The 24,141-nt window shown below is 68.5% G+C and carries 21 protein-coding genes; 15 read left to right on the top strand and 6 right to left on the bottom strand.

All coding sequences use genetic code 11. The features are described from left to right. The first annotated feature begins 30 nt into the window (after positions 1-30). Positions 31-366, top strand: coding sequence for a ferredoxin FdxA (fdxA, locus tag T8T21_RS07585; protein WP_183471920.1), 336 nt, complete (start codon positions 31-33; stop codon positions 364-366). Between the two features lie 191 nt (positions 367-557). Further along, a complete protein-coding gene (locus T8T21_RS07580) occupies positions 558-1,070 on the top strand; it encodes a CarD family transcriptional regulator (RefSeq protein WP_183471922.1) in 513 nt (170 codons plus the stop codon). 148 nt (positions 1,071-1,218) lie between these two features. Here T8T21_RS07580 and purD read toward each other — a convergent pair whose 3' ends face one another. Next, on the bottom strand, positions 1,219-2,493 hold the full coding sequence (gene purD / locus T8T21_RS07575; protein ID WP_322337406.1) for a phosphoribosylamine--glycine ligase: 1,275 nt from the start codon (positions 2,491-2,493) through the stop codon (positions 1,219-1,221). Between the two features lie 179 nt (positions 2,494-2,672). Here purD and T8T21_RS07570 point away from each other — a divergent pair, with 179 nt between their 5' ends. Together T8T21_RS07570 and xseA are read left to right on the top strand one after the other, a co-directional pair. Further along, positions 2,673-3,038, top strand: coding sequence for a hypothetical protein (locus T8T21_RS07570; RefSeq protein ID WP_322337405.1), 366 nt, complete (start codon positions 2,673-2,675; stop codon positions 3,036-3,038). Positions 3,039-3,078: 40 nt separating this feature from the next. Next, positions 3,079-4,623, top strand: coding sequence for an exodeoxyribonuclease VII large subunit (gene xseA, locus T8T21_RS07565; RefSeq protein ID WP_322337404.1), 1,545 nt, complete (start codon positions 3,079-3,081; stop codon positions 4,621-4,623). Here xseA and T8T21_RS07560 read toward each other — a convergent pair. Both T8T21_RS07560 and T8T21_RS07555 read right to left on the bottom strand, forming a co-directional pair. Further along, positions 4,620-5,018 carry a hypothetical protein gene (locus T8T21_RS07560; protein WP_183471930.1) on the bottom strand — a complete coding sequence of 133 codons (399 nt, stop codon included), beginning with the start codon at positions 5,016-5,018 and terminating at the stop codon, positions 4,620-4,622. The genes xseA and T8T21_RS07560 overlap by 4 nt on opposite strands. A gap of 11 nt (positions 5,019-5,029) precedes the next feature. Further along, on the bottom strand, positions 5,030-6,076 hold the full coding sequence (locus T8T21_RS07555; protein WP_322337403.1) for an alkane 1-monooxygenase: 1,047 nt from the start codon (positions 6,074-6,076) through the stop codon (positions 5,030-5,032). Between the two features lie 118 nt (positions 6,077-6,194). Here T8T21_RS07555 and ftsY point away from each other — a divergent pair, with 118 nt between their 5' ends. After that, positions 6,195-7,418 (top strand): signal recognition particle-docking protein FtsY, encoded by a 1,224-nt coding sequence (ftsY, locus tag T8T21_RS07550; RefSeq protein WP_322337402.1) that lies wholly within the window; start codon positions 6,195-6,197, stop codon positions 7,416-7,418. Here ftsY and T8T21_RS07545 read toward each other — a convergent pair. Continuing rightward, positions 7,415-7,900, bottom strand: a complete 486-nt coding sequence (locus T8T21_RS07545) for an MgtC/SapB family protein (protein WP_183471936.1) — start codon at positions 7,898-7,900, stop codon at positions 7,415-7,417. The two genes, ftsY and T8T21_RS07545, sit on opposite strands and share 4 nt — an antisense overlap. Positions 7,901-8,052: 152 nt before the next feature. On the opposite strand from T8T21_RS07545, the gene T8T21_RS07540 reads away from it, so the two are divergent. After that, positions 8,053-8,664, top strand: coding sequence for an inner membrane-spanning protein YciB (locus T8T21_RS07540; protein WP_322337401.1), 612 nt, complete (start codon positions 8,053-8,055; stop codon positions 8,662-8,664). A 5-nt stretch (positions 8,665-8,669) separates the two neighbouring features. Here T8T21_RS07540 and T8T21_RS07535 read toward each other — a convergent pair whose 3' ends face one another. Continuing rightward, positions 8,670-9,371: a glutathione S-transferase family protein gene (locus T8T21_RS07535; RefSeq protein WP_322337400.1), complete on the bottom strand. Its 702-nt coding sequence runs from the start codon at positions 9,369-9,371 to the stop codon at positions 8,670-8,672. A 160-nt stretch (positions 9,372-9,531) separates the two neighbouring features. Here T8T21_RS07535 and metZ point away from each other — a divergent pair, with 160 nt between their 5' ends. The 4 genes from metZ to T8T21_RS07515 all read left to right on the top strand — a co-directional run bounded on the left by metZ (position 9,532) and on the right by T8T21_RS07515 (position 15,101). Further along, positions 9,532-10,707: an O-succinylhomoserine sulfhydrylase gene (gene metZ, locus T8T21_RS07530; protein ID WP_322337399.1), complete on the top strand. Its 1,176-nt coding sequence runs from the start codon at positions 9,532-9,534 to the stop codon at positions 10,705-10,707. Between the two features lie 108 nt (positions 10,708-10,815). Continuing rightward, a complete protein-coding gene (gene folE2, locus T8T21_RS07525; RefSeq protein ID WP_322337398.1) occupies positions 10,816-11,940 on the top strand; it encodes a GTP cyclohydrolase FolE2 in 1,125 nt (374 codons plus the stop codon). 87 nt (positions 11,941-12,027) lie between these two features. Continuing rightward, positions 12,028-13,476 (top strand): TrkH family potassium uptake protein, encoded by a 1,449-nt coding sequence (locus tag T8T21_RS07520; RefSeq protein WP_183471947.1) that lies wholly within the window; start codon positions 12,028-12,030, stop codon positions 13,474-13,476. Next, positions 13,473-15,101, top strand: a complete 1,629-nt coding sequence (locus T8T21_RS07515; protein ID WP_322337397.1) for a thiamine pyrophosphate-dependent enzyme — start codon at positions 13,473-13,475, stop codon at positions 15,099-15,101. Before T8T21_RS07520 ends, T8T21_RS07515 begins: the two co-directional genes overlap by 4 nt. A gap of 3 nt (positions 15,102-15,104) precedes the next feature. On the opposite strand, the gene T8T21_RS07510 is transcribed toward T8T21_RS07515, so the two are convergent. Beyond that, positions 15,105-16,853 (bottom strand): serine protease, encoded by a 1,749-nt coding sequence (locus T8T21_RS07510; RefSeq protein WP_322337396.1) that lies wholly within the window; start codon positions 16,851-16,853, stop codon positions 15,105-15,107. A gap of 175 nt (positions 16,854-17,028) precedes the next feature. Here T8T21_RS07510 and T8T21_RS07505 point away from each other — a divergent pair, with 175 nt between their 5' ends. The 5 genes from T8T21_RS07505 to T8T21_RS07485 all read left to right on the top strand — a co-directional run bounded on the left by T8T21_RS07505 (position 17,029) and on the right by T8T21_RS07485 (position 24,073). After that, positions 17,029-17,949, top strand: coding sequence for a glycine--tRNA ligase subunit alpha (locus tag T8T21_RS07505; protein WP_322337395.1), 921 nt, complete (start codon positions 17,029-17,031; stop codon positions 17,947-17,949). Further along, positions 17,946-18,467, top strand: a complete 522-nt coding sequence (locus T8T21_RS07500) for a DUF6446 family protein (RefSeq protein WP_322337394.1) — start codon at positions 17,946-17,948, stop codon at positions 18,465-18,467. The genes T8T21_RS07505 and T8T21_RS07500 overlap by 4 nt, the downstream gene beginning before the upstream one ends. Further along, entirely contained in the window at positions 18,467-20,527 is a 2,061-nt protein-coding gene (glyS, locus tag T8T21_RS07495) for a glycine--tRNA ligase subunit beta (RefSeq protein WP_322337393.1), read from the top strand. Before T8T21_RS07500 ends, glyS begins: the two co-directional genes overlap by 1 nt. Before the next feature lie 124 nt (positions 20,528-20,651). Then, positions 20,652-23,156, top strand: a complete 2,505-nt coding sequence (locus T8T21_RS07490) for a putative PEP-binding protein (protein ID WP_322337473.1) — start codon at positions 20,652-20,654, stop codon at positions 23,154-23,156. A gap of 221 nt (positions 23,157-23,377) precedes the next feature. Then, positions 23,378-24,073 carry a cell wall hydrolase gene (locus T8T21_RS07485; RefSeq protein WP_322337392.1) on the top strand — a complete coding sequence of 232 codons (696 nt, stop codon included), beginning with the start codon at positions 23,378-23,380 and terminating at the stop codon, positions 24,071-24,073. Positions 24,074-24,141 lie beyond the last annotated feature (68 nt).

Below are 24,141 nucleotides of genomic sequence, written 5' to 3'. Positions count from 1 at the left end.
TAGGCCGCAACAAGCATCGAGGGCCCGCCAATGACCTATGTCGTCAAGGACAACTGCATCGCCTGCAAGTACACGGATTGCGTCGAGGTCTGCCCCGTCGACTGCTTCTACGAAGGCGAGAACATGCTCGTCATCCATCCGGACGAATGCATCGACTGCGGCGTGTGCGAGCCCGAATGCCCAGCCGACGCGATCCGTCCCGACACCGAGCCGGATGTCGAGAAATGGGTCGAGTTCAACCGGAAATACTCCGAGATCTGGCCGGTGATCGTCACCAAGAAGGATCCGCTGCCGGGGGCCGCCGAGATGGACGGCAAGCCGGGCAAGATGGAACTGTTCTCGGAGAAGCCCGGCGAGGGCGGCTGACGCCGCTGCGCGGCATTCGTAGGCAGATTTCGCGTCCCCGCTTCCGTCGGGGGCGTTTTTATGGTATGCTGTCTCGGTAATGCTGCTGAAAACCTGATCCTGTCCGGTCGTTATTGCACCTGACGAACCATGCGGTTCGCCGGGTTCTTTTCGTGTCATCCCCACCGGACTCGATCTCCAGGAAGGACATCATGAGCAAGAAGAAGAACGAATTCCGTCCCGATGATTTCGTCGTCTACCCGGCGCATGGCGTCGGCAAGATCGTCTCGATCGAGGAGCAGGAAGTGGCGGGCATGTCGCTCGAACTCTTCGTGATCTCCTTCGAGAAGGACAAGATGACCCTGCGGGTGCCGACCCACAAGGCGACCGAGGCCGGGCTGCGCTCGCTGTCCTCGCCCGACGTGGTGGCACATGCCCTCAAGACCCTGAAGGGCAAGGCCAAGGTCAAGAAGGCGATGTGGTCGCGCCGGGCTCAGGAATACGAGCAGAAGATCAATTCTGGCGACCTGATCGCCATCGCCGAGGTGGTGCGCGACCTGCACCGCGCCGACGACCAGCGCGAGCAGTCCTATTCCGAGCGGCAGCTCTACGAGGCCGCGCTCGAGCGGCTGATCCGCGAGATCGCCGCCGTGTCCGGCAATGACGAAGCCGCCGCCGCGCGCGAGATCGACGGCGTTCTGGTCGGCCGCGCCGCCGCCGCCTGATCGCGCTACAGCGAATGTAGAAGGGCCGCGCCGAAAGGCGCGGCCCTTGCTGTTTGCGCTCGTCGATGCGGCGTCCGGTTCGTCGAGATGACGACGCCGAGGGTCCGCCGTCGCCATTCCCTTGCTGACGCTAATACAGGCGTCGTGTTCAGCCCTTCTGGGGCAGGGCTCGCCAGCCGATGTCGCTGCGGCAGAACCCTTCCGGCCAATCGATTGCCTCGACCATCGCGTAGGCGGCATCGCGGGCCTCGGCCAATGTCGCGCCGCGCGTGGTGACGTTGAGAACTCGGCCGCCATTGGCGACGATGCCGCCATCCCTGGCCTTCGTGCCGGCATGGAACACCATCGCAGAGGAGCTTGCCTCGAGCGCGTCGAGCCCGCGAATCTCCGACCCCTTCTCGTAGCTGCCCGGATAGCCCTTGGCCGCCATCACCACGGTCAGCGCGTGATCATCGGCCCATTGCGCCTCGACCGCGCCAAGTCGCCCCTCGGCGCAGGCCTGGATCAGGTCGAGCGCCTGGCCGCCAAGCCGCATCATCAGCACCTGGCACTCCGGGTCGCCGAAGCGGACGTTGTATTCCACGAGGCGCGGCTGGCCGTGATGGATCATCAGCCCGGCATAGAGCACGCCGCGATAGGGCGTGCCGCGCTTCGCCATCTCGCGCATGGTGGGGCGGATGATCTCGTCGAGCGCCTTCCGCGCCACCTGCGAATCGAGGATCGGCGCCGGAGAGTAGGCGCCCATGCCGCCGGTATTGGGGCCAGTGTCGCCGTCGCCGACGCGCTTGTGGTCCTGCGCGGTGCCGATCGGCAGCACTTCCTCGCCATCCACGAGCACGAAGTAGCTGGCTTCCTCGCCCTCCATGAACTCCTCGATCACCACCTCTGAGCCGGCGGCCCCGAATTCACCTCCGAACATGTGCTCGAGCGCGCGCACCGCCTCGTCGCGCTCGGTCGCCACCACGACGCCCTTGCCGGCCGCCAGGCCGTCGGCCTTGATCACGATCGGCATCGGCTGGCGGGCGAGATAGGCGCGCGCCGCCTCCAGATCGGTGAAATGGGCGTATCCGGCGGTGGGCGCCCCGGCGGCGTCGCAGATCGCCTTGGTGAAGCTCTTGGAGCTTTCGAGCCGGGCGGCCTCGGCGGAGGGACCGAACACGGTCAGCCCGGCGGCGCGGCAGGTATCGGCAACGCCGGCGGCGAGCGGCGCCTCGGGGCCGATGATGATCAGGTCGATCGCCTGCTCGGCCGCGAAACCCGCCACGGCGTCGCCGTCGAGAATGTCGAGATCGGCGCATTCCGCGATGGCCGCGATGCCGGCATTGCCCGGGGCCACGATCAGTCGGTCGCATTTCGGGTTCTGCATCACCGCCCAAGCGATGGCATGTTCGCGTCCGCCGGACCCGAGGATGAGGATGTTCATGTCGCGTCTCCCGCAGAGCTTGCCGTTGCGGCCGCTTCTAAGCGGGCGCGCCTCGGGGGGCAATGATGTGGCCCATCTGCCATGGCCGGCAGCGTCTCCTTGGCCCGATTGCCCCGAACCCACTGGCCGGGTGAGATCTCACATGTCATGCAACCCAAGGTTTAATTGGAGTTAACATTATGCAAAGACGTCATTTTCTTGCCGCAATTCCGTTCGCCTTGGCTCTTGGCGCCAAGAGCGCGCTGGCGCAAGACGACCCGCTCGGTGCGATCTTCATGCAGCTGCCCGCCCAGAGCCGCCGCGACCTGCAGGAGGAGCTGAGCTGGGGTGGCTTCTATGAGGGGGCGCTCGACGCCGCCTGGGGGCCGGGCACGCGCCGCGGTGTGATCGAGGCCGCGCAGTTCCTGCCGCAGAATTCGCGCGGCCGCATCCAGCCCGATCTGAGCAGCGTCGCCGGGGCGCAGCGCTTCATGACCGGTCTGGCCCGCAAGGAGTATTCCGCCTGGCTCTATGGCGAGGGCGAAGAGAACGACACCGGTCTCTGACCCCGTTGCCCCGTCGCGCGGCGTGGTGCAGTTAGGGGGCATGGACCTCTTCGAAGACGACGCGCCCGAACGGGGCGGCAACGCGCATGAGTTCACCGTCTCCGAGATCTCGGGGGCGGTGAAGAAAACCATCGAGGGCGAGTTCGGCCATGTCCGCGTGCGCGGTGAGGTCGGCCGCGTCACCGTGGCACGCACCGGCCACATGTATTTCGACCTCAAGGATGACCGCTCGGTGCTCGCCAGCGTGAGCTGGAAGGGCCAGGTCGCCAAACTCACCCACCGCCCCGAGGAGGGCATGGAGGTCATCGCTACCGGCCGGATGACGACCTTCGGACCGCAGTCGCGCTATCAGCTCAATGTCGAGGACGTGGTGCCGGCGGGGGCCGGCGCGTTGATGGCGATGCTGGAAAAGCGGCGGCAGGCGCTCGCCGCCGAGGGGCTCTTCGACGCGGGGCGCAAGCAGCCCATTCCCTACCTGCCGGAGATCATCGGTGTCGTGACCTCGCCCACCGGCGCGGTGATCCGCGACATCCTGCACCGGCTGCGCGACCGCTTTCCGCGCAAGGTGCTGGTCTGGCCGGTGGCGGTGCAGGGCAAGTCCTCGGCGGTCGAAGTGGCCGCCGCCATCCGCGGCTTCAACGCGATGACCCCGGGCGGCGCGCTGCCGCGCCCCGACCTGCTGATCGTCGCGCGTGGCGGCGGTTCGATCGAGGATCTGTGGGGCTTCAACGAGGAGATCGTGGTCCGCGCCGCCGCCGAAAGCGCAATCCCGCTGATCTCGGCGGTGGGGCACGAAACCGATACCACGCTGATCGACCATGCGAGCGACCGGCGCGCGCCGACCCCCACCGCCGCCGCCGAGATGGCGGTGCCGGTGCGTTCCGAACTTCAGGCCACGGTCGCGCAGTTCGGCGCGCGGTTGGGCCAGTGTTCGCGTGCCGGCCTTGACCGGCGGGCGGAACGGCTGCGCGATCTTGCCCGCGGGCTGCCGCGCATGGATGCGCTGCTTGCGCCGTATCAGCAGCGGTTCGACGCGGTCGAAACCCGGTTGCCGGGCGCGCTTCGGGGCGCGATCTCGGCCAAGCGGATCGAACTCTCCGAACACCCGCTGCGCCCCGGTCTCGTCATGCGGCCCTTGGAGCGGAGCCGCGACCGTCTGGCCGCTGTGGCGGCACGTCTTCCCGGTGCACATCAATCGGGCCTCGCGCAGAAGCGGCTGCGGCTGACAGGACTGCGGCTCAATCCGGGCGCGCTCGACGCGGCACTGAAGCGGGAACGGCGCGATTTCGACCGGTTGGCGGCGCGGCTGCGACCGGAGCTGGTGCTCGACCGGGTGGGCCGGCTGCGCGAGCGGCTCGCCGCGCTGGAGCGGCTGCGCGGCACGCTGGGCTACGAGGCGACGCTGGCGCGTGGCTATGCGGTGGTGCGCGGCGACGGCCATGTCGTGACCGACCGCGCTTCGGCGCAGGCCGCGACCTCGCTGGAGATCGAATTCAGGGACGGGCGGATGCAGGTCGGCCCGGCCTCTGCGAAGCCGCGCCGCGCTACGGCAACCACCCCGCCCGAACAGGGGACGCTGCTCTAGACGCCGACCTCGGGCTGGCAGGAGAGCGGCGTCTCGCTGTCGCCGGTCTCATATATCTGCGGCTGCGCGGGATCGTTGAGGAACTCGGCCACGATCCGACCTGCCTCGTCGTAGAAGCGCCAGCATTCCGGGCCGGTGCCATCCTCGTAGGCAAAGCAGATCGCCCCGGCATTGGGATACCATTCGCCGTCGAGGCAACGCCCGTCGAGGAACGACCAGGTCACCTGTCGGTCCGGGCCGTAATGCTCCATGCCGTAGGGGGCACCGCCGCTGCGATAGGTGAGCGTGCGGCCGGTCACCCGCTCCGCGAATGCCTCGGCGTCGAGCGGCACGCGCTCCTGCGCGGCGGCGGGCAGGGCGATCAGCAGCGTGAGGGCGAGGCGGAGCAAAACCATGTCCCAGCCTTTCATTCCGCAGCCTGTGCCGCCAGCCCTTCCATGCGCCCTGCGCGCCATTCCGCCACGCGCGGGTCCATGACGCGGCGCCACATCCGCGGCCAAAGCGCCAGGCAGGCCATTACCGGCAGCGACCGCGGCAGCATGGGCGCCGCCTCTGGCAGTTCGAGCGCCGGGTAGGGCCGCATCGGCCGCGCGTGGTGGTCCGAGTGGCGCGGCGCGTTCAGCATCATCCAGGACGAAACCGGATGCGGACTGTTCCAGCTATGGCGCGCGCCCACCGGTTCGAGCCTGCCGTCGGGGCGCCGGACGCGCTCCAGCCCGTAATGCTGCACGTAATCGGACAGCAGAAGCTGGACCTGCGCGAAGCTCGCCAGGGCCAGATGCGCGGCGATCCCGCGCCAACCCCCGATCAACGCCGATACTGCCAGCGCCAGCGCGGTGCCACCTGCATAGGCGGCGTAGGGATGGAGGCCTTGTCCCTTCCGCCGCACGCGCTCGGCCATGAAACCCTCGCGAAAACCGCCGCGCCAGGCCCGCAGCGCGTAGCGCCAGAACCCCTCACCGCGCCTGGCGGTGGCGGGGTCCTCGCGGGTCGCCACCCGGACATGATGAACCAGCGGATGGGCCGAGGCGTGATGGCCGAACAGCAGCGAGGCGTAGACGGCGACGCCGAGCCGGCGCGTGCCGCGCCCGCTGCGATGGATCAGCTCATGGGCATTGGCGTTGCTCACCTGCCCGAGCCAGAGACCGGCGGCGATAAAGAGGCCCGCCTTTTCCGCCGCGCCGAGCCAGCCATGCGAGAGGGCCGCCACCGTCGACGCGAGCAGCGCGAAATGGGAGAGGCCGATGATGCCTGACAAAAGGCCGGAGGCGGGAAACTCGACCCCCGCCCGGGGCGGCGCGAGCCGTGCCCCGATCTCGTCCAGCAGGGCTGTAAGCAGCGTCATCGCCAGTACCGCGGCCAAGGCCCAGGCACCACCCCAGATGGTCGCCGCACCGGTCAGCAGCAGGGGCGACAGCGTGGCCGTGGCAAAGGCGAGCGAGGCAGGCGACATGGGCGATTCCCGGGGCAGGGCGGTGGCGCCATCCTCGCGCGGCCCGCCCTCCCTTTCCAAGACCCCCTGCAAGGGTTAGGTGAAAGGGACCAGACGCGACAGCAGGACCGGACGGCGCATGTCCTTTTTCGGAAAACTCAAGGATCGGCTCTTCACCTCTTCCTCCAAGCTCGATCGCGGGCTCGAGGAGATCGTCGAGGAGGGGGCGGAGGCCAAAGGGCCCGCCGAGACGGCAGCCGAGCCGTCTCCCGAACCGGTTTCCGAACCAATGCCCGAGGCTCGGCCAGAGCCCAGCGCCCCGGCCGGACCCCGTCCAGCAACGCCCGATGCCGAACCGCCGGTCGCGCCGCCGGTCACTCCGGGCATGCCCGCCGCGCCGGTGACGCCGCCCGCGCCGCCGGTGCGCGAGGAGCCCGCGCCCGAACCCATGCCAGAGCCGGCACCGCAGAAGCCGGGCCTGATCGGTCGCCTGTTCGGCCGGGGCGAGACGGCGGCACCGCGCCGCGAGCTTGACGATGCGATGCTCGAGCGGCTCGAGGAGCTGCTGATCCAGTCCGACATGGGGGTGGAGACGGCGCTGCGCGTCACCGCCAACATCGCCGAGGGGCGGATGGGCCGGAAGCTGTCGGTGCCCGAGATCAAGGACCTGCTCGCAGCCGAGATCGCCCGGATCATGGAGCCGGTGGCCAAGCCGATGCCGATTTATGCTAAGACACCGCAGGTGGTGCTGGTGGTCGGCGTCAACGGTTCGGGCAAAACCACGACCATCGGCAAACTCGCGAGCCAGTTCCGCGAGGCCGGCAAGTCGGTGGTGATTGCCGCGGGCGATACCTTCCGCGCCGCCGCCGTCGAGCAGCTGCAGATCTGGGGCGACCGCGCCGGCGTGCCGGTGATGACCGCGCCGCAGGGCACCGATCCCGCGAGCCTCGCTTTCGATGCGATGACCAAGGCGCAGGCGGAGGGTGCGGACCTCTTGCTGATCGACACCGCCGGACGGCTGCAGAACCGGCAGGACCTGATGGAGGAACTGTCGAAGATCGTCCGCGTCATCCGCAAGAAGGACCCCGACGCGCCGCATAACACGCTTCTCGTGCTCGACGCCACCACGGGCCAGAACGCGTTGAGCCAGGTCGAGATCTTCCGCAATATCGCCGATGTGTCCGGCTTGGTGATGACCAAGCTCGACGGCACGGCGCGCGGCGGCGTGCTGGTGGCGTTGGCGGACCGTTTCGGGCTGCCGATCCATGCGATCGGCGTAGGCGAGCAGATCGATGATCTCGCGCCGTTCGATCCCGAGGATTTCGCGCGCGCGCTGACCGGGGCGGAAGGTGAGCTCGCCTAGTCGTGCCAGCCGAGCATCCGCTCGACTTCGCGCAGCAGCATCAGCACCACCACCACCATCAGGCTCGCCATCGCGGCCAGAGGGATCTGACCCGCGCCGCAGCCGAGGCCCACGGCCCCGGCGAGCCATAGCGACGCGCCGGTGGTGATGTTGCGCACCTCGCCGCGGGCGGTGAAGATGATCCCGGCCGCGAGGAAGGCCACGCCCGAGGTCACTGCCTCGATCAGGCGCAGCGGGTCGATCCGCTTGTCGTCGGTGCCGCCGAAGTCGAGCTGCGTGACCTCCTGCCCCAGCATCACGAAGAGCGAAGCTGCCAGCCCGACGAGGATATGGGTGCGCAGGCCCGCGGGCTTGCCCCGCCATTCGCGCTCCACCCCGATCAGCCCGGCCAGAACGATGGCCGCCATCAACCGCATCGCCGCCACCCATGGGCCGGTGGCGCGGAACCCGGTGGAGAGATCGGCCTGCAGGGCTTCGAGCATGGGTTTCGGGTCTCCCTGACGTTTTCGTGACAACGGCGAGGGCGGCTCGACTGTTCCCGCATCGGCGAGACTGGCTTCGCGGCCTCCGAACACCTATGTCTGGCCCCGACCGGCTCTGATGCGCCGGGCAGCCGGACGAGGGGACCGCAGGCATGGCGAAACGCGACATCAATCCTTGGCTCAAGCAGGCGCTCGAGCTGGGCCCGACGCTGGCCTTCTTCCTTGTCTATCTCAGGCTCAAGGACGGCAGCTTCGTGATCGCCGGGACCGAGTATTCGGGCTTCATCCTCGCCACGCTAATCTTCATCCCGATCCTGCTCGCCGCGATGGGGGCGCTCTGGGCGCTGACCGGGGCATTGAGCCGGATGCAGGTCTTCACCGCCTTCATGGTGATCTTCTTCGGCGGGCTGACCGCCTGGTTCAACGACGAGCGGTTCTTCATGATGAAGACCACCATCGTCTACGGCCTGTTCGCGGCGATCCTCGTGACCGGGCTAGTACTGAAGAAGAGCTGGCTCGAATGGGTGATGGGCGAGGCACTGCCGATGCGCCACGAAGGCTGGATGCTGCTCACCCGGCGGCTCGCCGCAATGTTCGCGCTTCTGGCCGTCGCCAACGAGATCGTCTGGCGCACCCAATCCGAGGAGCTTTGGGTCAAGATCGAGACCTTTGCCTTCCCTGCGGCGCTGTTCCTGTTCCTCTGGCTGCAGATCGTGAGCCTGCAGCGCTACATGATCGAACCCGAAGGCAAGACCGAGGGCTGAGACCCTCAGAGACGCCCGAAGAGATGGGCCTGCTGGTCACGGGTCGCGGTGCCCTGGCGCAGCTCGAGATGCAACGCCACGCCACGCGCCACGGCCGGGCGCGCCTCGAGCGTCTCCAGCCAGCGGCGCATGTTCGGAAACGTCTCGATCTGCTGCTCCTGGCGCTGCCACAGCCGCGCCCAAGGAAAGATCGCCATGTCTGCGATGCTGTAATCGCCGCCCGCGACGTATTCATGCGTGGCAAGCTGGCGGTCGAGCACGCCGTAAAGGCGCGCGACCTCATCCCGGTAGCGGTCCTTTGCATAGGGAATGTCCTGCGGCGGCGTCATGCCCGGGGCATAATGCAGGAAGTGATGCGCCTGGCCGGCCATCGGGCCCAAACCTCCCATCTGCCACATCAGCCACTGATCGACGTCGATGCGGTCGCGCTCGGTCGCGCCGCAGAAGCGGCCGGTCTTACGGGCCAGGTATTGCAGGATCGCGCCGCTTTCGAAGAGCGAGATCGACGCGCCGTCGGGCCCCTCCGGATCGGTGATCGCCGGCATCCGCCCGTTGGGTGAGATCGCGAGAAACTCAGGGCGCTTCTGTTCACCCGCGCCGATATTCACCAACCGCACCCGGTAGGGCAGGCCCATCTCCTCGAGCGCGATCGACACCTTCCAGCCATTCGGTGTGGGCCAGTAATGCAGGTCAATCGGGGCGGTCATATCGGCGGTCCTCCTGTGGCGACGGGCGGAGCCTGACCGCGCACCGCGCCCGATGCAAGCGTGGCCCGCGCTTGACCGAAACCGGGCCGGGGGCTATCGCGGCAGGGAACTGCGGCGCCGGTCACCGCCGGCCAAGACAATCAGGCCCGGAGGCCCCGACATGACCGAGTATCGCAAGCGCACCCGCGCCGTCCACGCCGGCTCCCGCCGCAGCCAATATGGCGAGGTGAGCGAGGCGATCTTCATGACGCAGGGCTTCGTCTACGAGACCGCCGAAGCCGCCGAGCAGCGCTTCGTCAAGATCGAGGGCGACGAGTTCATCTACGCCCGCTACGGCAACCCGACCGTCAAGATGTTCGAGGACCGGCTCGCCTCGCTGGAGGGCGCCGAGGCCGCCTTCGCCTGCGCCTCCGGTATGGCCGCCGTCAACGGCGCGCTGACCTCGATGCTCCGGGCGGGCGACCACGTGGTGTCGAGCCGGGCGCTGTTCGGCTCCTGCCTCTATATCCTCGAGGAGATCCTGCCGCGCTATGGCGTCGAGGTGAGCTTCGTCGACGGCAAGAACATCGACGAATGGAAGGCGGCGATCCGCGAGGACACCAAGGCCGTGTTCTTCGAAAGCGTGTCGAACCCCGCGCTCGAGGTGGTCGACATCGCCGCCGTGTCCGAGCTGGCCCACGCGGTCGGCGCCAAGGTGGTCTGCGACAACGTCTTTGCCACGCCGGTCTATTCGGATGCGATCGCCCAAGGGGCCGATGTCGTCGTCTATTCCGCGACCAAGCATATCGACGGGCAGGGCCGGGCGCTGGGCGGCGTGATTCTGGGCACCGAGGAACATATCCGCGGCGTGGTCGAGCCCTATATGAAGCACACCGGCGGCTCGCTCTCGCCCTTCAGCGCATGGCTGATGCTCAAGGGGCTGGAGACGATCGAGCTGCGGGTGAAGGCGCAGGCGGAAAGCGCGCAGCGCATCGCCGAGGCGCTGTCGCACGAAGACAAGCTGGCACATGTCGCCTATCCGGGCCTGCCCGCGCATCCGCAGCATGATCTGGCAATGCGGCAGATGGGGGCTGGCGGCACCGTCGTGGTGTTCGACGCGGGAAGCCGCGAAGCGGCCTTCCGGCTCTTGAACGCGCTCGACATCGTCATCATCTCCAATAACCTCGGCGATGCGAAATCGATCGCGACGCATCCCGCCTCGACCACGCATCAGAGGCTGCCGGAGGCGCAAAAGGCGGCGCTCGGCATCACGCCGGGGCTGATCCGGCTTTCGGTCGGGCTCGAGGATGCCGAGGATCTGATCGAGGATCTGCGGCAAGCTATTGGTGAAATGTGAATTTTGTCTGAAACTGGGCGAAAATGGCTTGACGAAAAGGCTAAGTCTCCCCTCACTATAGGTATAGAAAGCTATACTTAAGTAACAGCGCCGCCGGAGGACCCCATCGTGACCAAAGCCACACGTGACCTGCATCGCCCGGCGGCGGCCGTCCAATCCGACGCGCCCGACCGCGCCGATGCGGCGGCGGCGCTGCGCCTCCTGCGCGAATGGGCCGCCACGGCCAGCCCCGAGGAAGTGGCCACGCTTGATCCGCTGGTCGGGCGTCTCCTGCCCGGGCAGGAGCTGTCGAACTATCCCGCGCTGGGCCGTGCCTATCCCGAGGATTTCGTCGTCGACGACGACTATCGTGCGCTGCTGCCGGACCTTCAGAACGGGCCTTCCTCGCTGATCCGCGGCGCGGCGCGGCCGATCCAGCATGTCGGGATCTCGAATTTCCGCCTGCCGATCAAGTTCCACACCCGTGACGGCGGCGATCTCGCGCTCGAGGCCAGCGTGACCGGAACGGTCAGCCTCGAGGCTGAGAAGAAGGGCATCAACATGTCGCGCATCATGCGGTCCTTCTACCGCCATGCCGACAAGACCTTCTCCTTCGAGGTGATCGAGGCGGCGCTGGCCGACTACATCGCCGATCTCAAGAGCTTCGACGCCCGCATCCAGATGCGGGTGCGCTTTCCGATGCTGCGCCCGTCGCTGCGTTCGGGGCTGGCGGGCTACCAGTATTACGACCTGACGCTGGAGCTGGTCGAGCAGGCCGGCGTGGCCAAGAAGATCCTGCATCTCGACTATGTCTATTCCTCGACCTGCCCCTGCTCACTGGAGCTCAGCGAGCATGCCCGGCAGTATCGCGGCCAGCTCGCCACGCCGCATTCGCAGCGCTCCGTGGCGCGGCTCTCGGTGGTGACCAACCCTGGTCCGGTGCTGTGGTTCGAGGATCTTGTCGAGATGGCTCGCGCGGCGGTGCCCACCGAAACGCAGGTGATGGTCAAGCGCGAGGACGAGCAGGCCTTTGCCGAACTCAACGCCGCCAACCCGATCTTCGTCGAGGACGCGGCCCGGCTCTTTGCCGAGCAGCTGATGGCGGATCCGCGGATCGGTGATTTCCGGGTGATGGCCAGCCATCAGGAAAGCCTGCACAGCCATGACGCGGTGAGCCTGCTGACCGAGGGACCGACCTTCGCCTCCGAGAGCCTCGACCCGCAGCTCTTTGCCAGCCTGCTGCACGCCGGCTGAGGCCGCGGCGCGGCGCGGAAACCACGACGTGGTACCGGGCTGCGCCGCTCGCTTGACAGGGGCGGGGGGCTGGGCCAACGCTCCCGCATGATCGACCTGCGTCCCGTCGGATACGTCAACGGCCTGCTGCTCTCGGTGCTTGGGCTGACCATGCTGGGCCCGATGCTGGCGGATCTCGCGGCTGGCAACGGGCATTGGCCGGTCTTCCTCGAGAGCGCCGTGCTGACGCTGCTGACCGGGATGCTGATGGCGCTGTCGTGCCATAACGGCGTGAAGCCCAAGCTGTCTCTGCGACAGACCTTCCTGCTGACCTCCTCTGTCTGGATCGCGCTGCCGGCTTTCGGCGCGCTGCCCTTCGTGCTCGGCGCCACCGACTCGAGCTTCACCGACGCCTTCTTTGAGGCGATGTCGGGCATCACCACCACCGGGGCCACGGTGCTGACCGGGCTCGAGGAGTTGCCGCGCGGCCTGCTGCTGTGGCGCGGCATCCTGCAGTGGCTGGGCGGCATCGGCATCATCGTCGTCGCGATGGTGTTCCTGCCCGAGCTCAAGGTCGGCGGCATGCAGGTGTTCCGCTCTGAGGCGTTCGAGACGATGGGCAAGATCCTGCCCCGCGCCGCCGAGATCGCTGCCGGCATCGCGGTGATCTATGTCGGGATGACCTTGGCCTGTGCGCTGGCCTACATCGCCACCGGGATGGAGCCATTCGATGCAATGGTGCACGCGATGACCACGCTCTCCACCGGTGGGTTCGCGAATACCGACGCCTCTTTCGGGGCCTATGGGGCGGGGCCGCACTATGTTGGCACCCTTTTCATGTTCCTGTCGGCGCTGCCCTATGTCCGTTACGTGCAGTTCGCCGCAGGCCAGCCCCGGCCGCTGCTGCGCGACAGTCAGGTGCGGGACTTCTTCCTGACCATCATGGTCTGCGTGCTGCTGATCGCGCTGTCGCTGGCCAATTACAGCCATGGATTCACTGAGATCGCGTTCCGCGAGTCGCTGTTCAACGTGGTCTCGATCATGTCCGGCACCGGCTATGCCAGCGCCGACTACATGACCTGGGGCCCGTTCCCGGTGGCGATGTTCTTCTTCATCGGGCTGATCGGCGGCTGCGCCGGATCGACGGCCTGCTCGGTCAAGATCTTCCGCTACCAGATCCTCTTCGCCTCGATCGCCGCGCAGATCCGCAAGATCCACCAGCCGCATGGCGTCTTCACCCCGCGCTATGACGGACGGCCGGTGCCGCCGGACGTGCTGTCCTCGGTGATGAGCTTCTTCGTGGTCTTCGTGGTGTCGATCGGCATCACCTCGGTGCTGCTGTCGCTCGCCGGTCTCGACTTCATCACCAGCGTTTCCGGCGCGGCGACGGCGATCGCCAATGTGGGCCCGGGCCTCGGCCCGATCATCGGCCCCGCGGGCAATTTCCAGCCGCTGCCGGATCCTGCCAAGTGGACGCTGACGCTGGCGATGTTCGTGGGACGGCTCGAACTTCTGGTCGTGCTGGTCGTCGTCACTCGCGAGTTCTGGCGGCCATGAGCGGGGCTGGGGCAGGGGCGCCGCCGAGCGCGGGGGAAGACCGGCGGCCGCTGGGTGCGCGGATCGCGCAGGCACTGGCGGCGCGCGGCGCCGAGGTGCTGTTCGGGATCCCCGGCGTTCACAACCAGGAACTCTATCGTGGCATCGAAGAGGCTGGGCTGCGCCATGTGCTGGCGCGGCACGAGCAGGGCGCGGGCTTCATGGCCGATGGCTATGCGCGCGCCACCGGACGGCCCGGCATCGCCTGCGTGATCACCGGGCCGGGGCTGTGCAACCTGATGACGCCGCTGGGCCAGAGCTGGTCCGACAGCGTCGCGATACTGGCGCTGTCCTCCTGCCTGCCCAATGGCGGCCCACCCGATCACCGGCTGCACGAGATGCGCGACCAGCGGGGCGCGGCAGCCGCCGTCACCGCCTGGTCCGAGGAGGCACGCGACGCCGAGCATGCCTATGGCCTGCTCGATCGGGCCTTCGCGGGTTTCTCCGCGCGGCGGCCGCGTCCGGTGCACCTGCAGCTGCCGGTGCCGCTGCTCGAGGCGATGGCGCCGCCACCGCCGCCGCCATCCCGCCCGCAACCGCCCGGGCCGCCCGATGCCGGGCTGGTTTCCCGCGCGGCGCGCATTCTGGGCGAGGCACGTCGTCCGCTGCTGATCCTGGGCGGCGGCGCGCGCCGTGCGGCGCCGCAGGCGCGGGCGCTGGCCAAGCGGCTCGGCGCGGCGAGCTTCACCACCATCGCCGGGCGCGGGGTGATCGCACCGGGCGATCCGCTGCATTACGGCTGCTTCCTCGGCCGCCCCGACAGCGCCCGCGAGATCGCCCGTGCAGATGCGGTGCTGGTCGCGGGCTGCACCCTGTCCGAGACCGATCTGTGGCGCGCCGAATGCGGTTTCGATCCGGCGGCGCGGGTGATCCGGCTCGACATCGATCCCGCGATCCTCGCGGCCGACCGCCGTTCAGAGTTGCGGCTGACCGGCGATGCCGCGGCGGGGCTGGGGGCGATGACGGCGGTGCTGGGGGCGGGCGCGCCGCATGGCGACTGGTCGCCGGAGCGGATCGACGCCGCGCGCCGCCGCTGGTTCGCGCAGATCGACGCCGAACGGCCCGGCCTGCTGGCGGTGATCGACGCGCTGCGCGCGGGGCTGCCCTCCGACGCGATGGTCTTTTCGGACATGACGCAGATCGCCTATGCGGCGGTCGAGACCTGGCCCGCCGTCGCGCCGGGGCTGTGGCACCACCCTTCTGGCTTCGGCACGCTGGGCTATGCGCTGCCCGCTGCGATTGGCGCGAAGATCGGGCGCCCGGACGCACCGGTGGTCGCGCTGGCCGGCGATCACGGGCTGCAATACACGATCTCCGAACTGGGCACGGCGGTCGAGCTGGGCCTGCCGCTGCCGCTGCTGGTCTGGGACAACGCGGCGCTGGGCGAGATCGAGGACAGCATGCGCGCGGCGCAGATCGCGCCCTTCGCCACCCGCGCCCGCAACCCCGACTTCGCGGCGCTGGCCCGCGCATGGGGCGCGCGTGCCGAGACGCCCGACAGCCTCGACGCGATCGGACCCGCGCTGGAGCGGGCGCTGGCCGCGGACGGGCCAACGCTGATCCGGCTCACCCCCGAGCTGATCTGAGGCTCAGTCCCAGCAGCTGACCAGCGCGGTGATTTCGCCGGCGCGACGGGCCACCGCCTGCACCGTCTGGTCGTCGCGCGCCTCGCTGCGCTGCGCCGTAATGCCTTGTGCTTCGAGCGCTGCAATCAGCGTGTCGGCGTCGAGCGCCAGCGCCACGCCTTCGGGCAATACCCGGTCGGCCTGCCGGTCGCCAGGCAGCGTCAGCCCCAGCACCGCGCCGCCCATGTCGAGCACCGGGCCACCGGCATCGCCGGGCTGGACGCGCATGTCGAGCCGTCGCAGATCCGCCTCGCCGCCGGGGCCGCGCGTGTCCGCCAGCCGCCCGAAGGTGGCCGCGGCGCGCGGCAGCGCACCGCCATAGGGGAAGCCCGCAACCGCCACCTTGTCGCCGATCCGCGGCGCGCCGGTGCGGAAGCTGGCGACGTCGCGCGGCGCGAGTTTCCCGGCCGGGGCCAGCAGCGCGAGCCCGGTGGCCTCGTCCTCAAGTAGAACGGTGGCGCCCGACTGCCCGTCGATCGACAGTTCGCCGCAGCCTTCGACGGTGGCGGCCGCCGTCGCAACGTGCCCCTGCGCATCCACGAAAATGCCCGCTGCCTCGCGAAGCGGTCTGCGGACGCGGAGCCCTGCAACCAGATCGACGGAGGGGGCGTCATCGGCGGGCAGGACGGCGGGCTCCAGCGCGCCGGGCAGGGCGCGGAAGCTCGCCGCCATCTCGGCCAGCACCCGGCCGCGTCGGCCCTCGTCGCCAGCCGGCCAGATCAGAGCGAAGCCCTTGATCGCGCCGTCGATCAGCGTTGCCTCGACATGGGCGACCCGACTGTCATCGGTGCCCTCGATGACGAAGCTGCGGGATTCGAGGCCGCGCGGCCCTTCGGTGGGCACGATCTCGAGCGTCTGAATGATCTCGTAGAGCCCGGCCAGCCGCCGCGAGTCCCCCTGCTGCGAGATCAGCAACACCTGCGCCGCGACGTCACCCTTGGCATCGTAATGCACGAAGGGCGGCTCGACGTCGCCGCGTCCGACCAGGGCGGTCGGCATCACCATCTCGATCCCGGCCTCCTCATCGCGCACCGCCTCGAGGCCGAGCCCTTCGAGCACTGCATCATAGGCGCTAAGGAGGGCCGTCCGCTGCGAGCTGGTCAGCACGCCGGTCGCCTCGAAGCCGTTCCGCTGCTGCCAATCGGCCATGGCCGAACGGGTGCCTGTGCCAAAAGCGCCGTCGATCGCCGCGTCGTAGACGCCGGCCCAGCGCAGCGCCGTCTGAAGCCGCTCGCGCGCCGCCTGATCGAGCGCGGCCTCGGCGGCGCGGGCTTGGGCCAGCGTTTCGCGCGGAGGCTCTGAAGTCTCCTCGGCAACTTCCGGCGCTGGCTGCGCGGCCTGTTGCGGGGCGGGGGAGGCGGCTGTTCCGGCGCCCGGCGCATCGCCGCGTGCGCCGACCGGCCAGAACCGGCTGCGATACTGCCCGCCATCGGCGATGAAGGCATCACCGGGAATGGCGCCGCTCGACTTGAGCTCCTTGAGCAGGCGCCGCGCCTCGCTCGGGTCATAGGGGCCGAGCGCGATGCCGTACCAGCCCGAGCCGAGCGCGTAGCCAGACACGGCGTCGAAGCGCCCGGCATAGGCACGGGCGCGGGCCTGCGCCTGGTTCAGGGTCGGGCGCGCCTCGACCTGCAGCCAGACGCCGCCGTCCTGGGCCCAGCCGGCGCCGCTGAAGAAGCCGGAGGCGAGCAGGGCTGCTAGCAGTCGTTTCATGTGAATCGCGCGTCCCGTGGTTCTGGATGTGGCGGGAGAGCATAGCATCCCCACCGCCGGGGGCCACGCCGAACCGGCCGCCTCGACCCGGCCTGTTGCGCCGCCGCGCCATGATTGACCGTCACGGCGGCGCGCCGTAAGCAGGCCCGCGATCCGCCAACCCGCGAGAGGCCCCATGACCGACGCCCCCCTTTCCTTCCAGGAGATCATCCTGCGGCTGCAGTCCTACTGGGCCTCCAAGGGCTGTGCCGTGCTGCAGCCCTACGACATGGAGGTCGGCGCCGGCACCTTCCACCCGGCGACGACGCTGCGGGCGCTGGGCTCCAACCCCTGGGCCGCGGCCTATGTGCAGCCCTCGCGTCGCCCCACGGACGGCCGCTACGGCGAGAACCCGAACCGGTTGCAGCATTACTACCAATACCAGGTCATCATCAAACCCTCGCCGCCGGACCTGCAGGCGCTCTATCTCGGCTCGCTCGACGCGATCGGCATCGACACCTCGCTGCACGACATCCGTTTCGTCGAGGATGACTGGGAGAGCCCGACGCTGGGGGCGTGGGGGCTGGGCTGGGAGGTCTGGTGCGACGGCATGGAAGTGTCGCAGTTCACCTATTTCCAGCAGGTCGGCGGGCATGACTGCCGCCCCGTCTCGGGCGAGCTGACCTATGGTCTGGAGCGCCTGGCGATGTACGTGCTCGGCGTCGATCACGTCATGGATATGCCGTTCAACGACCCCGACGCGCCGATCGCGCTGAAATACGGCGACGTGTTCCGCCAGACCGAAGAGGAATATTCGCGCCACAACTTCGACACCGCGACCACCGAGATGCTGCTACGGCATTTCGAGGATGCCGAGGCCGAATGCGCGAAAATCCTCGCGGCCCCGGCCGAGGACCCGCGCAGCGGCAAGCGCATCGTCATGGCGCATCCCGCCTATGACCAGGCGATCAAGGCGTCGCACCTGTTCAACCTACTCGATGCGCGCGGCGTGATCTCGGTGACCGAGCGGCAGGCCTATATCGGCCGCGTGCGCGCGCTGGCCAAGGCCTGCGCCGACGCCTTCGTCACCACCCGCGCCGGCGGGGCCGAGGCGTGATCACCCGCATCGTCATCTCGGCGTTGCTGGCCTTCGCGCTGCTGTCTGGCGTGCTGATGTGGTACCTACAGGTCTATGCCTATTACGAGGAACTGACCCCGGCGCAGGTCGGCGAGGTCGTAGTGCTCGACGACCGGGCGGCGCCGATCCCGGTCGCGGTGAGCGAACTGCGGGCCATCGATGCCGACAGCTCGCCCATCCGCTTTCGCGCCTGCATGACCGTCGAGGATGTCACCCCCTTCGAGCACGCCGTGGAGCATGAACGCGCCGAGCCGCTGGTCGCGCCCGGCTGGTTCGACTGCTTCGACGCGCGCGAGGTAGGCGAGGCGCTCGAGAGCGGGCAGGCCAAGGCCTATGTCTGGAAGCTCAACGAGCCCTACGGCATCGACCGCGTGCTGGCCGTGATGCCCGATGGGCGCGGCCTCGCCTGGAACCAGATCAACGCCTGCGGCGAGATCGTCTTCGACGGCGATCCGGTGCCGCCGGGCTGTCCGACCCCACCCGAAGGGACCAATTGATGCCCGACCTGCTGATCGAACTGTTTTCCGAGGAAATCCCCGCCCGCATGCAGGCGCGTGCCGCGGAGGACCTCAAGCGCATGGTGACCGACGGGCTGGTCGAAGCCGGTCTCACCTATGCCTCCGCCGGGGCCTTCCACACGCCGCGCCGCCTCGCGCTGTCGGTGGAGGGACTCTCCGAGGCCAGCCGCGACACCGTCGAGGAGCGCAAGGGCCCACGCACCGATGCGCCCGAAAAGGCGCTCGAGGGCTTCCTGCGTTCGACCGGGCTGACACGAGAGCAGCTCGAGATCCGCGACGAGAAGAAGGGCCAGGCCTATTTCGCGCGGATCACCCACAAGGGGCGGCCCGCCGAGGCGATCGTCGCCGAGGTGCTCGAGGGCGCGATCCGCGATTTCCCCTGGCCCAAATCCATGCGCTGGGGCGCGGGCGACCTGCGCTGGGTGCGGCCGTTGCACTCGATCCTGTGCATCCTGTCGGACGAGCAGGGCGCACGCGTCGTGCCGATGGGCGTCGGCGGTATCGAGGCGGGCGCGCAGACGCGCGGTCACCGCTTCATGGGGCCTGATGCCTTCACCGTCACGGACTTCGAGGATTACGAGGCGAAGCTCAAGCGCGCCAACGTGGTGCTGCGCGCCGAGGAGCGGGCCGAGACGATCTGGTCCGAAGCCTCGTCGCAGGCCTTTGCGCAAGGCCTCGAACTGGTCGAGGATCGCGGCCTGCTCGACGAGGTGGCCGGGCTCGTGGAATGGCCCGTGGTGCTGATGGGCGAGATCGGCGAGGATTTCCTCGACCTGCCGCCCGAGGTGCTGCAGACCTCGATGAAGGAGCACCAGAAGTTCTTCTCGGTGCGTGATCCGAAATCCGGCAAGATCACCCGCTTTGTCACCGTCGCCAACATCGAGACCCGCGATCACGGCGCGACGATCCTCGCCGGCAATGGCAAGGTGCTCGCCGCACGGCTCTCGGATGCCAAGTTCTTCTGGGAGAACGACCTGCGCGTGGTCCGCGAGCAGGGGCTCGAAGGCATGGCGGCGGGGCTCTCCAACGTCACCTTCCACAACAAGCTCGGCAGCCAGTCCGACCGCATTGCCCGCATCGCGGCGCTGGCGCGCGCGATCGCGCCGCAGGTCTCGGCCGATGCCGATGATGCCGAGCGCGCGGCCAAGGTCGCCAAGGCCGACCTGCGCTCCGAGATGGTGGGCGAATTCCCCGAGCTTCAGGGCTTGATGGGTCGCTACTACGCGGATGCTCAGGGTCTCAGCCCGGAAATCGCCGCTGCCGTGCAGGAACATTACCAGCCGCTCGGCCCCTCGGACGCGGTGCCGTCCGCGCCGATCTCGGTCGCCGTGGCTCTCGCCGACAAGCTCGACACGCTGGCGGGGTTCTGGGCGATCGACGAGAAGCCTACCGGCTCCAAGGACCCGTTCGCGTTGCGCCGCGCCGCGCTGGGCGTGATCCGTCTCATCCTGTCGAACGGGTTGCGGCTGCGACTGCGTGAACTGATCGGCAAGGCGGATACACGCGCCGATGCGGACGACCTGCTCTCCTTCTTCCACGACCGGCTCAAGGTCCATCTGCGCGCCGAGGGCATTCCGCATGACGTCATCGACGCCTGCATCGCCATGCCCGGCAATGATGATCTCGCGCTGCTGGTCGCGCGGGCCGAGGCGCTGGCAGCCTTCCTCAAGACCGAGGATGGCGAGAACCTCGTGCAGGGCTTCAAGCGCGCCAACAACATCCTGACGCAGGCCGAGGCGCGCGACGGGGTGGAATATTCCTACGGTGCCGACGCGAAATTCGCCGAGGATCCCGAGGAGAAGGCGCTCTTCGCCGCGCTTGACGCGGCGCAGCCGAAGATCGACGGGGCGATGGCCGCCGAAGATTTCGGTGCGGCGATGGCGGCGATGGCGGGTCTGCGGGCTCCGATCGACGCCTTCTTCGAGGCGGTGCAGGTCAACAGCGAAAACCAGGTGCTGCGGCGCAACCGGCTCAACCTGCTGTCACGGATTCGCGGCATCTGCGGCGCCGTGGCCGACCTGTCGAAGATCGAAGGCTGAGATCGATACGAAGGCCGTGCTTGGCGGATCGCCCGGCACGGCCTATCTTGCGGTCCAAAGGAGTGCCGCAGTGCAGCAATTTCCGCGCGACCCAAAGATCCTGCTGATCACCGACGAGGCCGACATGTCGGCGGCGCGTCATGGCGGCCGGGCGAAATGCCTGCAGCGGCTGGTGCGGATGGGGCTCCCGGTGCCGACCACCGTGGCGCTGTCCTTTTCCTGCGTGCACGGCATCGCGAACGGCCGCATGCCCGACATGGACGAGATCATGCGCCATTTCGGCGAGTCTCCTCTCCTGTCGGTGCGCCCGTCGAGCCAGGATCCCGATTGGGGCGGGCCTGGCGCGATCCTCAACATCGGCATGACCGATCACAGCCATGCCCGGCTGTGCGAGGAGATCGGCGAGGAGGCGGCGACCTCGCTCTATATGCGCTTCATCCAGTCCTGGGCGGTGCATGTGGCGCGGCTCGATCCGGACAGCTTCGACATTTCCGGCCCGCCGGGGCCGGAGACCCTGCGCAGCCTGCTCTCGGCCTATGAGGCTGAGGCCGACGAGCCCTTCCCGCAGGACCCCGGCGTGCAGCTTTGCGAGGTGCTCCGCTCCATGGCCCGCGCCTGGGAGGGCACGACCGCACGGCTGCTGCGTCAGGCCAAGGGCGCGCCCGCCGATGCGGGGCTGGGGCTCGTGGTCCAGCAGATGGCGCTCGGCGTCGGGCAGGGCGAATGCGGCTCTGGGGTGATCCAGTTCGTCGACAGCCAGACTGGCAAGCCGCAGGTGACGGGCCGCTATCTCAGCCAGAGCCAGGGGCGCGACGCGCTCAAGGCCGGGGCAGGGGCGATCTATCTTACCCGCGACGATCGCGGCCCCTCCTTCGAGGATCTCTGCCCCGACGCCTTCGCGCGGCTCCTGCGGATGGGCGATCTGTGTCGCGAACGCCTGCGCGAGGAAATGCAGATCGAGTTCACCCTGCAGGAGGGCAAGCTGCACGTGCTCGACGCCGTGCGGGTGCAACGCTCCTCCCGGGCCTCTGTGCGCATCGCCGTGGCGCTGGCTGAGGACGGGATGATCCCGCGCGAAGAGGCGGTGCTCCGGGTCGAGCCGCAGGCGCTGTCCGAGCTGCTTCATCGCCATGTCGATCCTTCGGCGCCCCGCGATCTCGTAGTGTCGGGCATTGCCGCCTCGCCCGGCGCCGCCACGGGCCGGATCGTGTTCTCGGCCAACGCGGCGCAGGCTTCGGCGGCACGCGGCGAGCCCTGTATCCTAGTGCGGCGCGAGACCACGCCTGAGGACATCCGTGGCATGCACGCGGCCGAAGGCGTGCTGACGATCCGCGGCGGCATCACCAGCCACGCGGCGGTGATCGGCCGCGGCCTCGGCCTGCCCTGCGTGGTGGGGGCCTCCGACCTGACCATCGACCGCAAGAAGCGGCAGATCGTGGCGCCCGGCGGACGTCGGCTGTCGGAGGGCGAGATCATCACCCTCGACGGTACCTCTGGCGAGGTGCTGGCCGGGGAGCCCGCGATGTTCGAGGCGGTGCTCGACGGCGCCTTCCGGACGCTACTCGATTGGGCCGATGATTTCCGCGACATCGGCGTGCGCGCCAATGCCGACACCCCTGCCGACGCGCAGACCGCGCGCAACTTCCAGGCCCAAGGCATCGGGCTGTGCCGGACCGAGCACATGTTCTTCGAAGAGGGGCGCATCGGCATGATGCGCGAGATGATCTTCGCCAAGGACGAGGGCGCGCGTCGCGCCGTGCTGGAGCGGTTGCTGCCGATGCAGCGCGCCGATTTCGCGAGGCTGTTCGAGATCATGCAGGGCCAGCCGGTCTGTATCCGGCTGTTCGATCCGCCGCTGCACGAGTTCCTGCCGTCGGATCGCGCCGGCATGCGAGACCTGGCCGACGGTCTCGCCGTGTCGCTGTCGGATGTCGAAGCGCGGGTCACGGCCCTTACCGAATACAACCCGATGCTGGGCATGCGGGGGGTGCGTCTCGGGATCACCGTGCCCGAGATCTATGAAATGCAGGCGCGCGCCATTTTCGAGGCGACGGTGCAGGCCAGCCGCGACGGCGATCCGGTGGTGCCTGAAGTGATGATCCCGCTGGTTTCGGCGATGCGCGAGGTCGAACTGGTCAAGGCCCGCATCGACGCGATCGCGGCGCAGGTCCGTACCCATTCGGGGGTCGAGTTCGACTATCGCCTCGGCGTGATGGTCGAGACGCCGCGCGCCGCGCTGCGTGCCGCCGACATCGCCCAGCATGCGGCGTTCCTGTCCTTCGGCACCAATGACCTCACCCAGATGACTTACGGGCTGTCGCGCGACGACGCGGGTCGTTTCATGTCGATCTACGTCAAGAACGGTGTCTATGAAGAGGACCCGTTCCACAGCCTCGACCTCGAAGGCGTGGGCGAGCTGCTGAAGATCGGCGCAGAGCGCGGGCGGGCCGGACGGCCTGACGTGACGCTGTCGATCTGCGGCGAGCATGGCGGATCACGCTCGGCGATCGAGTTCTGTCGCAAGCAGGGCTTTGATTACGTGTCCTGTTCGCCGTTCCGCGTGCCTGTCGCGCGGCTCGGCGCGGCGCAGCTTGCGCTGCGCGACAGGGAGGCCAAGCCCAATACATGACCTTTGGGCATGGCAGGAATACCACCAACGTATACCGATTTTCTGGAAATGGCGATTTTCTGCTTGCAACTGTGGCATAGAATCGCCGGTTCCATACCGATTGCCTGACCCGAAGGTAGACACTTCGGAAGCGATCCCATACCTCCCCACTGCCAGCGCGGGGCCGACCGCGAGGAACCGGGGATACTGCAATGAAGCGATTGAACTTTCTGCGCCTGCCGATGTTCGGCGCGATGGCTTGTCTTGCGGCGGTTGCGGCCGCAGCACCAGCCACCGCCAGTGGGGAAGCCCCCGCAGCGGCGCGAATCTCGAAGATCTCCGCCCCGGCGGCGGATACCCGGCTCTCTCTGCTTCTGGGCCAACAACGCGACGACGTGGAAATTGTTCCCGCCGTTGCGACGACCGAGGTGGAGCCGCTGCCGGCCGCCGCAGAGCGCGGGCTGAGCATCGCTTCGGGCAGCAGCCAGGATTACGACGTGCTTCTCGCCTCGCTGCCGCAGGCCAAGGGCGACGCGCAGTGGGAATGCCTGACCGAGGCGCTGTACTTCGAGGCCCGCGGCGAGAGCGTGAAGGGCCAGTTCGCTGTGGCCGAGGTGATCCTCAATCGCGTCGACAGCCCCGACTACCCCGATGACATCTGCGGCGTGGTTAACCAGGGCACCGGTCGCAAATATGCCTGCCAGTTCTCTTATACCTGCGACGGCATTCCCGACACCGTCAACGATCGGCGCTCTTGGACCAAGCTGGGCCGGATCGCGGCGATCATGATGGATGACGGCCCGCGCGAGCTGACCGCCGGGGCGACGCATTACCACACGACCGCGGTTAACCCCTCGTGGTCGAAGCGGATTCCGCGCACCGCCGCGATTGGCGCCCATCTGTTCTATCGCGAAGCGACGCGTACCGCGTCGAACTGATCGACGCGGTAACGCGCCGGGTGCTTGCCGGGCGGGCGGAGGGCGGTTAGATGCCCCATGCCCGCAAG

Origin of the sequence: Limimaricola variabilis, from assembly GCF_034371605.1 — a bacterium.
Taxonomy (GTDB): Bacteria; Pseudomonadota; Alphaproteobacteria; order Rhodobacterales; family Rhodobacteraceae; genus Limimaricola; species Limimaricola variabilis.
The sequence above is the reverse complement of the archived record's forward strand: the minus strand, read 5'-3'. Positions and strand labels throughout refer to the sequence as shown.